Annotated in this window: 15 protein-coding genes and 1 pseudogene; 6 read left to right on the forward strand and 10 right to left on the reverse strand. The window is 59.7% G+C overall.

What is annotated here, in order from left to right:
• Positions 1-71 precede the first annotated feature (71 nt).
• Positions 72-290 carry a hypothetical protein gene (locus SB822_RS16120; protein WP_007740194.1) on the forward strand — a complete coding sequence of 73 codons (219 nt, stop codon included), beginning with the start codon at positions 72-74 and terminating at the stop codon, positions 288-290.
• A gap of 211 nt (positions 291-501) precedes the next feature.
• Here the strand turns inward: SB822_RS16120 and SB822_RS16125 are convergent, their stop codons facing one another.
• Together SB822_RS16125 and SB822_RS16130 are read right to left on the reverse strand one after the other, a co-directional pair.
• Positions 502-1461 carry a D-alanyl-D-alanine carboxypeptidase family protein gene (locus tag SB822_RS16125; protein WP_410855180.1) on the reverse strand — a complete coding sequence of 320 codons (960 nt, stop codon included), beginning with the start codon at positions 1459-1461 and terminating at the stop codon, positions 502-504.
• Positions 1462-1924: 463 nt separating this feature from the next.
• Complete coding sequence (locus SB822_RS16130) at positions 1925-2251, reverse strand: H-NS family nucleoid-associated regulatory protein (RefSeq protein ID WP_410855181.1); 327 nt, start codon at positions 2249-2251, stop codon at positions 1925-1927.
• A 405-nt stretch (positions 2252-2656) separates the two neighbouring features.
• Between SB822_RS16130 and SB822_RS16135 the strand changes: the two genes are divergently transcribed.
• Complete coding sequence (locus SB822_RS16135) at positions 2657-3418, forward strand: H-NS family nucleoid-associated regulatory protein (protein ID WP_410855182.1); 762 nt, start codon at positions 2657-2659, stop codon at positions 3416-3418.
• A gap of 168 nt (positions 3419-3586) precedes the next feature.
• Here SB822_RS16135 and SB822_RS16140 read toward each other — a convergent pair whose 3' ends face one another.
• The 3 genes from SB822_RS16140 to SB822_RS16150 form a co-directional block, all read right to left on the reverse strand.
• A complete protein-coding gene (locus tag SB822_RS16140; RefSeq protein ID WP_007580133.1) occupies positions 3587-3790 on the reverse strand; it encodes a cold-shock protein in 204 nt (67 codons plus the stop codon).
• A gap of 142 nt (positions 3791-3932) precedes the next feature.
• Positions 3933-4652, reverse strand: coding sequence for a DUF1223 domain-containing protein (locus SB822_RS16145; protein ID WP_410855183.1), 720 nt, complete (start codon positions 4650-4652; stop codon positions 3933-3935).
• Between the two features lie 54 nt (positions 4653-4706).
• Positions 4707-5552 (reverse strand): YkgJ family cysteine cluster protein, encoded by an 846-nt coding sequence (locus SB822_RS16150; protein WP_410855184.1) that lies wholly within the window; start codon positions 5550-5552, stop codon positions 4707-4709.
• Positions 5553-5857: 305 nt separating this feature from the next.
• On the opposite strand from SB822_RS16150, the gene SB822_RS16155 reads away from it, so the two are divergent.
• A complete protein-coding gene (locus SB822_RS16155; RefSeq protein ID WP_242684102.1) occupies positions 5858-6121 on the forward strand; it encodes a DUF4304 domain-containing protein in 264 nt (87 codons plus the stop codon).
• Between the two features lie 399 nt (positions 6122-6520).
• Positions 6521-6820 carry a hypothetical protein gene (locus SB822_RS16160; protein WP_086915774.1) on the forward strand — a complete coding sequence of 100 codons (300 nt, stop codon included), beginning with the start codon at positions 6521-6523 and terminating at the stop codon, positions 6818-6820.
• A 1149-nt stretch (positions 6821-7969) separates the two neighbouring features.
• On the opposite strand, the gene SB822_RS16165 is transcribed toward SB822_RS16160, so the two are convergent.
• The gene (locus tag SB822_RS16165; protein WP_007580138.1) at positions 7970-8377 is read right to left on the reverse strand and encodes a DUF995 domain-containing protein; all 408 of its coding nucleotides are present in this window, start codon (positions 8375-8377) and stop codon (positions 7970-7972) included.
• Between SB822_RS16165 and SB822_RS16170 the strand changes: the two genes are divergently transcribed.
• Positions 8370-8678 carry a hypothetical protein gene (locus SB822_RS16170; RefSeq protein ID WP_167306752.1) on the forward strand — a complete coding sequence of 103 codons (309 nt, stop codon included), beginning with the start codon at positions 8370-8372 and terminating at the stop codon, positions 8676-8678. The genes SB822_RS16165 and SB822_RS16170 overlap by 8 nt on opposite strands.
• Before the next feature lie 518 nt (positions 8679-9196).
• Positions 9197-9428, forward strand: a pseudogene (locus SB822_RS16175) (porin); the annotation flags it as partial.
• Between the two features lie 96 nt (positions 9429-9524).
• On the opposite strand, the gene SB822_RS16180 reads toward SB822_RS16175, so the two are convergent.
• The 4 genes from SB822_RS16180 to SB822_RS16195 all read right to left on the reverse strand — a co-directional run bounded on the left by SB822_RS16180 (position 9525) and on the right by SB822_RS16195 (position 14761).
• Entirely contained in the window at positions 9525-12281 is a 2757-nt protein-coding gene (locus tag SB822_RS16180) for a UPF0182 family protein (protein ID WP_410855185.1), read from the reverse strand.
• A gap of 295 nt (positions 12282-12576) precedes the next feature.
• Positions 12577-13161: a carbonic anhydrase gene (locus tag SB822_RS16185; RefSeq protein WP_410855186.1), complete on the reverse strand. Its 585-nt coding sequence runs from the start codon at positions 13159-13161 to the stop codon at positions 12577-12579.
• A gap of 101 nt (positions 13162-13262) precedes the next feature.
• Positions 13263-14090, reverse strand: coding sequence for a DUF2182 domain-containing protein (locus SB822_RS16190; RefSeq protein WP_410855187.1), 828 nt, complete (start codon positions 14088-14090; stop codon positions 13263-13265).
• Entirely contained in the window at positions 14087-14761 is a 675-nt protein-coding gene (locus SB822_RS16195; protein WP_201762758.1) for a DUF1326 domain-containing protein, read from the reverse strand. The genes SB822_RS16190 and SB822_RS16195 overlap by 4 nt, the downstream gene beginning before the upstream one ends.
• Positions 14762-14861 lie beyond the last annotated feature (100 nt).

Below are 14861 nucleotides of genomic sequence, written 5' to 3' on the forward strand. Positions count from 1 at the left end.
AGCGGCTCCAGGCACGCGATCTGTGGTTCGACCAGTCTTGCGGCAATGCGGCCCTTTCGAGGAGAAGCATCATGATCGACAGAAATCACACTGTGTACGTGCTGGCGGCGGTTGCGCCTGGCGTTGCGCCGCTGAGCGGTAATGCGGACGAGACGATCCATGTCAAGCTCACGGACAAGATGATTCAGTTCGATCCCGGCATAGCGAATGCCGGGCGTGTCACGTTCGAAGTGAACACGTTGCGCGCTGCAGCGAGGCACGCCTGTCCCGCCTTTGCGGCGGATCGATAGCGACGGTAGCGCGGCTTTACATGTGTCCACGGGAAAGCCCTTGATCGAGCGGATCAGCCCCTTGATTCCAAGGTTAAACGCGTATCGCCCACGAAGCGCTTACAAGTTCGTTAACAGTAATCATGGCCGTGGAAAAGCGGCGGTGGAACGGGATGAGGGTCGCTCTGATGTCGACGGCGATGCGTGTCTTGTCTTGCCGGATCAGGCGCGCTTACGCACCGGCTCGACTGGCGATCACGCGTCGCGCCGCGTGGCGATGTGACGGGCCGGTCGACGCGAATCGCACCTTCACGCGGTGCGGTTGGCTGGCGACGACGGAGTGGCTGTGATGCGAATGCGTCGAGGCGTAGTACAGCCGAGGTACGGCTACGGGCGTTTCATCGCCGTTCACCCAGTTGCGGATCGTGGCCAGATCAGCGGAGCGGGCTCTGGATGAACGTGCGCCAAGCAGCGCAATGATCACCGGGCCTCTCGGCATCGCGACGTCGACCACGATGCAGCGACCCGCCTCGCGCGTGTATCCGGTTTTTGCGAGCTGAACGTCCCAATCCGTCCAGCGGACGACCGGGTCCGTGTTGCGATAGAAACGGGTCCGGCTGCCGACTGTTTGTTCGTACGCTGTCAGGGTGGTAAACGAACTGATCATCGGATAGTGCGACGCTTCGATCGCCAGTTTGACAACATCGCGAGCCGTCGAGACATTGTTCGGCGAAAGTCCCGTCGGATCCTCGAAATGCGTGCCGGACATGTTTAGCCCTCGCGCCGTCAGATTCATCTGCTCGATGAACGCCGATTGGCCCCCGGGGAACGAGCGTGACAGGGCGGACGCCGCACGGTTTTCGGATGACATCAGTGCAAGGCGAAGCATCGCCTCGCGTTCGAGCGACGTACCGACGGGTATCCGGGAACCCGAGTGCTTGATCCGGTCGATGTCAGCCTCGTCAACGGTCAGGGTATCTCCCATCTCCTGTGCCTTGTCGAGTACGACCATCGCAGTCATCAGTTTGGTCAGCGACGCGATGGGTCGGAGATCGTCAGCATTCTTTTCCAGCAAAACTTCGCCACGCGTGACGTCGTACACGATCACGCTAGGGGAGTAGAGCGACGGGGTGTCAGCACGCGCGCATAGAGACGTGGCCGCAAGCAGCAATGCGCAGATCAATTTCTTCATGTCATTCTCACTTCGGAACTGCGAACCGCAATTCGGAGGCAGAGGGCACTCCATGCGCAAGATCGTCTTCCTACAATATAAATGTAGTCGCTTGAATCAGGATCGGGTGTGGGAAGGTGAACAGAATTTTTAGGGCCGTCGGACGCGATTCTCCGAAGCCCGCAGCGACGGTCAGAAGAGGGAAGGCTGTTCAGCGGGAGCGACGTCGAGCCGTATTGCTCTTTTCTGAGCCGCTGCGCAGGGAGGCATTCTTCCGTGTGCTCAGGTCAATAAAAGGTGAGGATTTCCAGGAGTCGCGCCGGCTCCAACCTCGATATCCGGGCGAGTCGGGATGCTCGCGATGCGATGTATCGAACAGCCTTTCCATCATCGCTTTTTCCCGCAGCCTGGAAGGCAACAGGGACCGCGCTATCGAATCCATCTGTCGCAGCCGGCGTTCGCCCAGCACAAGAAGGTGAACTTGTCAGTCAGCGTGCTGCCGCGCGAGTGGACTCCCTGCGAAAGGGTCGTCGCGCCAGTCGATCGTCTTTCGCTGGCTATCCCGCATCGGTGACGCCGATACCATCTCAAAATGCTCGAGCCTTTGTCCTGCGCTAATCGCCTGCTTCAGCCACTGGGGCATTTCCCCGTCGCCTGTCCACGTATCCCCCGTCGCATTTTGATACCGGGCTGCTTTCTGTCTTACCTGATCGCCCGCTATTGCTGAAGCCAGGTCGTCCAGCTCGATGCCATATTCTTCCATCCGGTGGCGGAGATAAGCGATCATGCTGTCCCGCTTACGTTCATCCATTCGTTTTCATCCGTGAGTACCGTCCGACTGTTCTTCCACATGATCTGCGGACAACCTGTCTGAAGCGGATTTGATCTGCTCAATCGAGTTGGTCGGGGGGAGCGGCTGTCGCCGCTTTCCAGCAGAAGATTAAAGCCGCAGTTATCTCGTCAGCCCGCGCATTTGAAGTCGCAGTTTGGGAACCGGGGCTGAGTGAAGCAGGGGGCAAGCGGTCCGGCTATAGCCGCTTTCGCGGCGTAGCGATCGTCGTCGCTCATTCCTTGGTGCTGCCTTAACGAAAGCCGACGAAGCACCCGGATTATTCGTTCGGAGTCTGAGCCTCTTTCAATTGTAGCGTGTCACTATCGACGTGCGTCTTTCTTGCTGGCATAGTTCGGCCACTACTACATACAGAAAGAGGAAAGAATGGCTACGCTCGAAAACGTGCAGGCGAAAATCGCCAGGTTGCAGGCCCAGGCCGAAGCGCTTGCCGCGAAGCAGTCGTCCGGCGTCATCGCGAAGATTCGTGACCTCATGGAAAAGCATGGCTTGACCGTTGCCGACATCGAAGCACATACCGGTGGTAAAAAGCGTGGCCGCAAGCCACGCGCCGCGACGGTTGCCAAGCCAGCAGCGTCGGCGAAGTACCGTGATCCGAAGACGGGTGCCACCTGGACCGGGCACGGCCGCGCGCCGGCGTGGATCGCGAGCGCACGTGACCGGACGAAGTTCCTGATCGACGGCCGCGTCCCAAAACTGGCCATTGCTGCAAAGAAACCAGCAAAGGCGGGCAACTATGTGAAGGGCCCCCAGGCGCCGAAATACCGCGACCTAAAGAGTGGGGCGACATGGAGTGGCCGCGGCCCGGCACCGGCATGGTTGGCTGGCGCCAAAGATCGTTCGAAGTTTCTGATTGTCGCCGCGGAAGAGGGCGCCTCGGGCTCGAAAGCCGTTTCGCCAAGGAAGGCAACCGCAAAGAAATCCGCGACGAAAAAGGTGACGGGAAAAGCGGTCGCCGCGAAGAAAGTCAAGGCAGTAACGAAGCCGGAACCGGCGAAGAAGGCTGCAGTCAGGAAAACTGCGGCGAAAGAAGCGGTGGCGAGGAAGGCACCTGCGAAGCGGACGCCGCAGAACCAGGCAGCAGCTGCACCAACCAGCGATAGCGCCTCGGCGCCCGTCGCCGGCTGATTGACGCGGCCGGATTGTCGGTGGGGTGACTGGCCATGAGCAGGACTTGTTCGTCCTGCTCGAACCGGTGCACCGTAGTGCCACCCAATGCACTGACCCCCGACACGCTGAACCAAAAAATTCAACCCGCGCAAGGCGGGGCACCTGTCAGGACGATGCGCGCGCGAGTTAGACAGGCTTGATATTGGCGGCCTGTTTGCCCTTCGGCCCCATCTTCACTTCGAAGCTTACTTTCTGGTTTTCCTGCAATGACTTGAAGCCTTCCGTCTTGATTTCGGAGAAGTGGGCGAACAGGTCTTCGCCGCCTTCGTCCGGCGTGATGAAACCAAAGCCCTTTGCATCGTTAAACCATTTCACTGTACCAATTGCCATTTTTGAACCTGTAGATGTTGAAAATCGCATTCGCGAACGCGGTATGGCACGAAGCGCTCACCCGCGAAGGAAGACTTTTACCACGCTGGAATGAAACCTGCCAACCAGCGGGTCCACTCACTGGCGGGCAACAAGCCATCACTCATCGAGCAGGCGCTTCACTTGTATCGACAACGCGTGCGGCGCCGACAATTGCACCATCATTGTCCTCGAGAAGAACCACTTGATGTTCGCCGGCGACGGCGTCGGCACGCAACATGAGCGCCGTGCCGGACCACTGACCGATTGCCACAATGCTGCGCACGATGTTCGATTCAGTGAGCGTATGGCCTGCGTTCTCGCCTTGCCCGATCGCCGTGACGTGACGTGCGTCGTAGCCGACCAGCAGCACATGCGCGCGTCCGGTGCCCGGGCCAATGGATACCGAAACACCGCCGTCTACACGTGTAGCGCTAACCGTAGCGGCCGTCACACCAGCGGACCTGGCGTGGTCGATGGCTGCGCTGGCCGCAGTGCGATTAGAGCCCACCACCTCGGCCTTGCCGTCGATCACCATTTCCGGCGTGTACTCGAAGTCGCGAAACCGTTGCGCGTACCGGGCCTGACGCGCATCGGCGCCGTCGAACGAAAACGGATCTTTCCAGCCGAGCTGGTTCCAGTATGTGACATGAAACGCCAGGGGCAGAACGTCGGTGCGTGAGTTGCTCAGTTCGGACAGAAAGCGATCCGCCGGCGGGCACGACGAACAGCCCTGCGATGTGAACAGTTCAACGACAACCGGGCGCGGCGCGGCAGCGAACGCATGCGAGGTGAGCAGCGCCGTAGCGCTCGCAATGGTGGCAGTGAGAGAACGGGGCAGCATGTCCTGACTCCAGATAACGACAGTCATGGTAATTCGCCCGCCAGCACGAGCGGGTTACAGTTGAAGCGGACCCGGCGCGTGCGGTGAATTCAGTCGATCGCTATCGCTGATGTCCTCGTCAAAGAAGCCCAGGTATGCCGGGGTGTGTGCCGAACCGGATGGGCCCTCAGCCCGCCCAGCGCTTGCGCCGATCGACTGCAGCGTCGCGAGTGTCGTCAAGCGATTTGTGATGAAGTGCCAAGGGTGCGATGAGCGCGGCTGCGGATCGTCACGCGGCACACCGGATTGTTGCGCCGCCCGCAGTGCAGCTTCGAGGTGAAGGCGTGCCGGCGCATAGACCGCGAAACCTTCGTTGGCGAGGGCAGCGGTGTCGTACCCGAGAAGCGCACACAGATACGTCTTGGCGACACGGTCGCGCTCGTCGGCTTCATGCGACTGCGCGATGAGTGCTACCGTGTCGGCATTCGCGATCCGGCCCGCTCGCATGAGTACCGGACCGGCGTCGGACCACGCATCGGAAGGACAAGCCTTCGCCGCAGGATCGAGCGGTAAGAACGGATTGACCTCAGCGGGATAGATGCGGCACACACGCGGACGCCGATGGTAGGCGCCGCAGGACATGTCCGGGCGAAGGTTGGGGCACGGTCCCGCGAACGCGGCCACCAGCGTCACGGTTACACGTACTGGCAACGTCCCACTATGCGCAGAGAATGAGCGGCGCCTTCGGTGTTGGGCGAGCGCGTCGGTTCGTCGTGGCTCCTGGGGCCAGACGATCGCATCGCAAAGCAGTTGCACCTCACCACCGTGCGCGATCCAATCGAGCGCTTCATCAATGGCGAGTGGCAGGCGCAGACCATGGCAGCAACGGCCGCACATGGTGCATGAAAAGTGAATCGACATTAGCAGGATCGGCGAACGGGTATTGGGTGGTTAAGTTAGTTCGTCGGCCAGGTGGTGCCGGTTACACGTCGGTGGCCTGGTAGGTGAAAATATTCTTCGCTTTGGCCGTACGGTATTTGGTTGTCCACGGCTTACAAAAGCGATGTAAGCCCGCTCTCGATCGCGACGTTTGAGCAAGTTCGGCACAATTTCATCCATTCGACATCATCTCGTGAATCGCTTGACAATCGAGGTTGTGAAAGAAGGCGGCAACCTGGCCGCCGCATTTTGACGGGACATCCCGATGAGCCGTGACGAAATGAACCGTGTTGAAAGCGCGTTTTGTTCCCACGCTTCGCCAACTGGGGTTCAAAGGTTCTTTGCCGCATTTCCGACGCCAACGAGTTGATCAGGTCGATCTGTTGACGGTGCAGTTCGATCGCCACGGTGGAGGGTTCGTTGCCCAACTGTCTCAATGCGGCGCGGAGGGTGGAGACAGGTGGCCACACTCGTTCGGACAGTCTTCTGGGATTTTTAAGCTGAGCGTCCGGGATGGGCATGCTGCCGATTTGATTGCAGGCCGGCTTTGAACGGCTGCTTCCGGGGTTTCCGACCGGCTCAACGGGTCGGCAACAGCTATTTGAAGTGCAAATCAGAGCTCTTCCGTGACCGATGGATGTTCTTGCCTTGCTGCACCGTATCGCCCGCGTGCGGAGAGAGGTGAACGGAATGACTCGTTTGCCGTACTGACGTGGCCGACGATACGCAAAGAGAGGAAGCTTCGGAACCGGGGGCGCTAAACGCAATGACCAAGGACCGACCACGCTGGAACCTTCAATTCTACCCGCTTTGCTGTGACCAGCAAGCCATCCGTTGTTTTGAACCCAACACTCGCCTTCGTCGCCCGGCAGGTTTGCTCTGGATATGCAACGATGGTCGTGCAACTCGCACCGGTCTGAAGACGCCGGTCAACCCAACGGGGAGGGTAGATGACAGAAAATGCCGAGACGTTATTCGTTGCATCCGAGGACATTGCAACTGCATTGAACCTGCTGGAGAGCATTGAAGTTGAGATCGGGTTCGATAGCGATGATCCGGAGAGCGTCGAGCAGGCGATTCTCGCCGTCGAGGAGGCGATCAATGCTCGCCTGAGCGGGCATCGCGGCGACGCACGCATCGAATCCGCCATCCTTCGCGTCAAATTGGACTTCCGGTGCGCGATCCTTGATCAAGCATCATCCGACGAAGACGATGATGCAGCCATCAGCAGCGTCCAGACCGTGCACTGAAATGTTCGGGACCATATCACCCGATCGCCGATTGGGATCGGGTGCGGCAGATAAACTGATCCGTCAGTGATGTTGCGAATGCCGTACGTTTCAATGGAAGGATGTCATGGGCGTGCAAAACACGCATGAGAGTCTGTCGAAGGATTGTTAAAAGGCTAGCGTTGTCTGCTCCACTAGCAGAGTTGCAACGAGCTCGTTGCAGCATCATGTCGACTTGATACGCTGGCCACCCTGTACAGGAGAATGATTTGACCGAGCGCTCGTCTGAACCTCGCGTTACTGGATATCCCGGTGACTCGTTCGAAAGATTGTTTATCGACCTGGGCGAACATTCGGCACACAAAGCGCTTCTTCTACTCACAGACGCGATTCATTGCCAGCAGCGCGACATGAACGCGTACGACTGGCTTTCGGGTGCGCTCCCTGGTGCGACCTTGAAACCAGCATTCGCGTTCGGTACCGTTGGCGAGCTTTATCGCTCCTTTGTGAGGCCGACGGAGTTCGCACGTCTGAACGCTCTGCGACGCTCGTAGCAGATTTGCTGCCAGTAGAGATGACGGTAGTCGAGAACGCGTCTCATACCTCAGCGCCTGACCGTCGGTGGCGTGGTGGTTGACGGGGCGCTTGTACGCTGGTTACCGCGAAGCTGGCTGCGACGGCGGGGAGCGACTCACGGGTCGCCGGTTTGGCTGCCGGTGCCTCGCCATTACTTTCTTCAAGTGAGCGGCCGGCAAGGTCGTCGGGGAAATCATTCACATGATCTTGCGGGCTGACGATGATCGTCGCTTGCTCTCCTGCGGCATCCGCCGAAACAGGTGAGGGGCTTTCCGAATCGCGCAGGTCGCCCGCACGCGCGCGCCCCGTGTGCGCCTTCGCTTTGGCGAGCTTCCCTGGCGCGCCATCGTCTGTTGCGGTCGCAAGCGGCTCGTGTTGTTGAACGGATACGCGACCGCGCGAAGCGTGGCGTAAGCATACGCGACACCGACTCTGAAATCCCGGCTTCGGAGCGCGGCGTGTTCACCAGCACCCGAGACCTCGACAAAAAGCTCATGTGCTATATCCGCCAGTACAACAAGCAAGCCGCTCCATTGAAAGGAAGTACGCCGGCCCCAAACGCCGCATCCGGTGCGATTCATCCGGCTTAATGGACTAGTGGCGAATGGTTAGAGGACGCCAATCGGTCTGATCCGTCGGCGGAGTCCATTTTTCGTCGGCGACGTCCGGGATCGGTTGATACGTGCCTTTTTTGGGCGTTGGCTCCAGAAAGCGGCACCAGTTTTCAGGCTTGTCTTCCCAATCGATCTGGAGGCAAAAGCGGCCATCATCGGTTACGCTCCACTTGCCGCTTGCGCTGTGCGACTGGGCAAAACCACCGCCCGCCCAGTAGACAGTCAGTGTCCCGTTGGGGACGTTGACCCATTCTCGCAGGGCGCCTGCCGTATTCGTTCTCAGCATGGTGGCGCCCGGCATCAACGCAATCAGTTGGTCTCTGGTCAGTGGCAGAGGGCGGCCGCTGCCCGAGTGCGGCGCGTTGCCCTGGGCGATGGGGTTGGCCATTGCTGCCGCGCTTGCGTTCGCGGATTCACCCGGTTTTCCCTGCTGCTGCCCTGCGGGTGCTCGTGCGGTCCCAACAGCGGAAGACGCAGGCGCAAGCGGGACAGCAGACGCCGCTGACGCGACGGCCCCCGACGGCCATGGTTCGGACGCGGCAGATTGCACGCCGGGCGCCGTCCTCGATGCGCTGGCCGAACTGGCACTCGACGGCGGCCGGTTGCCTGTTGCCGGTTCAACCGACGCGGCAGGTACGGAAGCCGCCTTTGCATTCGGCTTCGTCGCGGGCGCTACGGCATGGCGTTGATCAGCTTTGCGCTTCTTTTTCGCATCTGCTTCAGCCTGGGCCGCCTGGTCGAGAACAAAATCCACACGCTGGACCAGGACGGGGACATCGGGTGGCGTAACGTGGACGTACCTTGGTGACTGTTGCAAGGGAGGCGACCACTGCACGCGATCCCGTTTCGCAACGACTGTCGAGTCGGTGCAAAGCAGTGCGAGCAGCCCTGATAGCACGCCCGCGCGAATCGGGCAGCTCATCGTCATTCGCAGTTGCATCCTCCCCTCCTGAGCGGGGCTGGACAGACAAAATACTCACCAACAACCTTGTCGGAAAAGTACCGCAGTAGCGTGGGGAGTTGCAATCGGCAGTTTTCCAGTCTGTATTCGAATCGTATTCGCGAGTTTACACGCCTCTTGCTGATACCCCACTTGAACGAGTCTGTGGCGCCCGCCACCGTTCATAGCAGCATGCAAGACTGTGCCGCGATAAGGGGGCCGGGCTTTCACCTTAAAATATGGATTCCTTATGTAATCAGCAAGTGGAGCAGTGCGCAGGGCCAGCCGTTCAATCTGTCCGAGTACTACTCGTTGTCCAGTCGCGCGGGATCTGTATGCGTTGTTAGTGTATCGATGCGGGAACGGCCAGATGCTCGCCAACAATGGCGCGTGCAATGTAATCAACCCGATGGCGACGACGGGTGATGGCTTCAACTCGACGCCTTCTTCATCGCGCAGCGTGGTCGGCGCGGGTGTGGGTATCGTGCATCGGTTCTGACGCCGATTGAGGTATCTGAAGCAGGACAGGGCGCTGCGATTGCGCCGCTTCGCGATTCATCCTCGTCGCTTGCGCACGCCCGGAAATTCTCTCTGGTCACTTTTTATTCTGCGGACGCCCGTCGTCCAGCGATTCAAGAAGTGGCCGAAGAGCATCGAGTTCCAGGCCGAAGCCGCTCCAATCTCCTGCTTTTAGCCGTTCGAGCGCGCGGTTATAGCGTGCGAGCGCCTCGTGGGCACGCGCGTCCGCTGTGCCTGACGACTTCGATATGGCCGGGGAGGTTTCCTCGAAGAGGGCTGCAAGGGCTTGCGCCAAGGTATCCTGCATCACGACACGCTCACCATACGCGGCGATAACCCGCTTCAATTCCGGCAACTGCCCGGACGCTGCGCGCAGGTAGAGCGGCGAAACGTAGAGAATCGAATTCTCGATCGGCACCACCACAAGATGACCACGGATGACGCGTGAGCCCATCTGGTTCCATAGTGAAATCTGTTGTGAAATCTCGGTATTTTGCTGGATGCGTGCCTCGATCTGGAACGGTCCATAGACCAGCTTGTCCTTCGGGAACGTGTAGACGATGAGCTTGCCGTACTCGGACGGATCGCAACGTGCCGCGAGCCACGCAATCATGTTGTCACGCTGACTGGGCACCATCGGCAGCAGGAGTACGAACTCGGCGCGCTGCTCGCCGGGCAATCGCATGATCATGTAGTACGGCGTCATTTGCGCGCCGGGAGTGTTCCCGGCATCGATGCCGGCGAGTTCCCGTGGGAACTGCCAGAGGTCCTCGCGGTTGTAGAAGACTTCCGGCGCATCCATATGGTAGGTGCGATAGAGTTGCGCCTGGATCAGAAAGAGATCTTCGGGATAGCGGATATGCTGACGCAGGTCTTGTGGCATTGCATCGAGAGGCCTGAACAGGCCTGGGAAGATGCGCTGGTAAGTCCGTAAGATTGGATCGGCAGGATCGCTGACAAAGAACTCGACCGTGCCGTTATACGCATCCACTACTACTTTTACCGCATTCCGGATGTAGTTCGTGCCGTCGCCAGTGGCAGGCTGGGAGTACGGGAACCAGCGGCTCGTGGTGTATGCATCCAGTATCCAGAACAGGCGGCCGCTACTCACGACAAGATACGGATCGTGATCGAAATCGAGGAACGGCGCGACCGTTCGGACCCGTTCCTCGATATTACGGTGAAGCAAGATCCGGCTTGCGTCCGTGATATAGCTGGTTAGCAGAATGTTGGGGTCGCCGAGCTGCCAGGCGAAGAGAATGCGTCGTGCGGTACTGCCGATGCCGACTCCGTCGTGCCCGCTATAAGCTGCGTAGACGTTTTCCTTTCCCTGAGGGTAGTCGAATTCCGGTACGCTACCCTTTACGATGACGTATCCCTGAACGCCTTGACCAAAATAGAGGCGCGGTTCGCGAATGGCCGGGCCGCCATTGGAGACAGGTGGAATGTCCTGCAGGTAGAGCGACGGCAAACCCTCCGCGGATTTCTCCGTGACTGGCGACATGACGACACCATTGCCGTGCGTGAACAGGAGGTGCAGGTTCACCCAGGTCTGCGCATTGGCCGGAAGCATCGCCGTGTCGAGTTCGCGCGCAGAGAGCATCACCTGCCTGTAACCCGCGTCGAGCCAGTAGCGGTCGATGTCCACGGAGAGAAATCGGTAGTAGGTCCTGATTTCCTGCAGCTGCGCATAGGTATCCATCAACGGCTGTAGATCCCATAGGCGGATGTTTTCGATGGTCGCGCGATTGGACTGCAGTGAGGCCAGATTCAGTCCCTGCTGGGCAGCGAATGGCCTGACCGCGATTTGCGCGAGGCCATAGGCCTTTCGGGTCAGCGCGATATTGTGTTCGATGTAAGGCGTCTCCAGCCTCAGTTCGCTCGGCTTGACATAGAACCGCTGGAACATCGCCGGATAGATAACGGCGAACACAACCGAGCTGCCGAACACCAGTAGCACTGCGGCAGCGGGAATACGATAGCTCCGCCAGCGCATGTTGGCCAACGAAACGACGGATGCGCCGGCGGCAAGGCCGATGAGCAGCCACAATACTGGCAACTCGACGTGGACGTCGGTATAGCTGGCACCGACCACGACACCGTTGTCGCCGTAGAGCAGCATAAAACGGTCGAGCCAGTAGGACCCGGCCTTAACCAGGAAGAGCAGCCCGAGCAGTGCTGAACCGTGCGTGGCGGCGGCTCGTGAGAGAACGTGCGGCGGCTTCCCGGTCGCTAAGTCGCCACGCAGCCCGTAGACGGCTCCCGCGACGACTGTGCTGCCAAAAAGTACCTGCAGCAGCCAATTCTTTAGCGCCACGTAGACGGGCAGTGAGAAAAGATAGAAGCCGATGTCGTTGCCAAAGATAGGATCGCGTTCCCCAAACGGCACTTGATAAAGGAAGCGAAGCACGATGTCCCAGTTCGAGACTTCGCCGGCTGCGATCAACAGCGCGAGCAGGACGGCGGCGCCGGTGATGGCGTAGCGCCATGGAATACGAGGCGCGACCTCGCTGGCCAGTTCGTCGATAACTTCAAGTGCAGCCGTCGAAGAAACCGGTCCCGCATGGATGGGACCGAAGCGTCTCGCATAACGATGCGCAAGAAACCCGGATACCGCGATGGTGACTGCCGAGGCGGCGAACACGGCGACGAACAGGAGGACCCTGGCGTCAAGAATTGTCCAGAAAACGCCGACATGTCCAACCGAAGAGAACCACAGCCAGTCGACCAGGACACGCGTGACGCGCCCGATAACAACCAGGCTGACGATGCCAGTTGCAACGGTGATCGCGGTGCGTCTGATGCGCACGCGGGATATCACTTGCGGCGGCATCGTCCCTCCCTTGCCGGCACGTCACTCGCGATCCGCTTCGATTCGACCGTTGTTTAAGGTCGACTGCCGGTCCCGTGGCGGAACGGCCTATCCGCACATGCCTCCTACCTCGCGCACAGGCAGGTCATGGCATTGATTGTAGACCGGCGAGCAGGGTGGCGCATCGTTGCCAGGGGAATGCTTCGCAAAGCCGTGCAGCATGCCAGCCGGCAGCCGCCATGTTGCCGGGAACACGCGCACACGGTCTGCCGTTCTTGAAGAGATTGTCGTAGTACTGACGCAGTCTGGGTGAAGCTCAAGACGGAATGTCGCGCGCGACCTCGATCAATTCGCCGCTGTTCATCTCGTAGAAAAAGCCGTAGAGCTTGATATGTTTTGGCACTGCAGGGCTGTCGCGCAGCAGCTTCACGTCGTGCTTGAGTGATTCCTCAAAGTTCATGATCGCGAGACTACCGTGATCGAACATCGTCGAGATGTCGGTGTGATGGCAGTCGTGGTACTTCCCGATCAGCTGGTCCGGCCTGAAGGCCGTGGCGCCACAGAATGAGTGGTGGACGACGACGATGTTCTCCACGCTGAACAGATAGTCCATCGTTGCGGCCGACTGCAAAGCTGACGCCGCTCGACCTGCCGCGCAGTAGACAGCAAACAGCGTCCGCGTGTGCCCGATCTTGTTGCCATGTTCGTCAAGAACGTTCTCGCCCGGATAAATTTCATCGCCGAAATGATCAGCGACCACCTGGGGAGCCTCCGACGCGCGTGGGTCGAAACAGCAGATGACCATCGTCTTCATCGGTATGGCTGCGTTGAAGCCTTGAAAATTATCCTGGTCGAACCAGGGTTGCGTCCGGAACTCAAATTCGCTGTACTTCGTCGTCATTTTCCTGCTCCTCGATGATGTGTATCACTGCAGGGCGCCAGCACTGTGACCTGGAACGCCGCCGCTTTTAGAACTCGTTTAGCCGCCGGACTTGCATGCGATCAGTTTGCGCGGCACATACTGGCGAACAGCATGGGATCCTTGAGCAGCGGTGCCGTCGCGGGCGACATCGCAATCCAGATTCCCATCGCCCAGAGAAAGCCGGCAATCGGAATGGCCAGCTTCTCGCCCTTAGGCAAAACCTTCTCAGCGAACATGAAGAGAGTGAGCAAGGCCATCCAGGTCAGGCTCATGACGCCGACGGCGAACATCACTGCCATCAACGCCCAGCAGCAGCCCACGCAAACCAGTCCGTGCCGGACACCCATCGCAACGGCGCCCGCGTTACCTTCCCGCCAGTAACGTCCGAAAAACGACAGAGGCGTGCGGCATCCCGTCAGGCACACATGCTTCAGCGACGAGACCTGATAGACACCCGCGATGATCAGCACCGATCCGGCCACGTACGGACCGCCGCGATTCCACGTGATCAATTCCGGGCCGATACTTCGAACCACCAGATCGAGCAGATAGGCGGCCAGGCCGTAGGTGATCCACGCGACGCCGTAGCCTGCAATGAAGCTGGAGACGCGACTCACAGACGCCACCGATACGCTATGACGGGACCTGAGTACGGCGGCGAACGCCGTGATGTAATTGAGTTCCGATGGCAGCATCATCGCGGTCAGCATGACGACCCAGCCGACGAGAAAGGCCGGCAAGTTGTGCAGCGGAGTCCCCGGCCCCTCGTCCATGCCACTCATCAGCACTAGCGCGCCGAGCCAGGCAGCGAGACTTGCCAGCATCACGACCACCGTCCAGCCGAGTACGGGCTGCCCCCGGCCTAACGCGTGCACCGCTGATCGCGATGAGGAAGGAATGGCTCTCATCGCGCGTCCGGGCCATGCCAGTCGAACGGTATATGCTTGCTCGCCTGACCAGCCGGAATGTTCTGGTCAAAGCCGAATCCGCTCCACCGGCCATTGGCGCTCTTACCCCACGTCACGGCTCCGTCGGTCGGACCGACTTCGCTGCCCGGCGGATTGAAGCTTTGCAGCCGCTTCGTCGGGTCCGAGGTTGGCCCGCTCAGCGCGACGCCGCTCGCATCCACCTTGTCGCCAACTGTCACGCTCCAGCGTTCGAGCGAGCCGTCGATCTCCACCGCAATGTCGGCGAACTCGATGCCCCGCACCGCGCTTACTTTGGCAGGCACGAACTGCGCCATCCAACCTCCCGCCTGGCCCGTGAAGATCGCCACGAGCGCCCGCCGCTGATCCTCGTTCGCGGCTCCATCGAAGAAGACACCTGTCTCGAGCCTGGCGCCATCCCAGAGATTCCCGGTAAAGCTGGAAAGGAGGACCACCTTCAGGCCCGCCATCGGCGTCTCGCCGTAGTAGCCTTCATTGATCCTGTACGCCCATAACACTTCACAGTGATTGCCCGTCGGCGCTTGCGCGAAGGTGCAGGGACACGGTGTGTTACACGAGCACACGTCTAGCCACTCACCGGCGATCCGCCACTGCGGAGTCGTCGTAGCGGATTCAGCTATCAGACCTGCCATTACGCGTCTCTCTCTGGTCCTGACGAAAAGTCTGGACATGATGAGGCTGACGCAGGATCATCACCAGTGTCGAAATCGACATTCATCGTGGCAATACCGA

The sequence above is a fragment of the Paraburkholderia sp. SIMBA_054 genome (genome assembly GCF_046534875.1).
Lineage (GTDB): Bacteria > Pseudomonadota > Gammaproteobacteria > Burkholderiales > Burkholderiaceae > Paraburkholderia > Paraburkholderia hospita.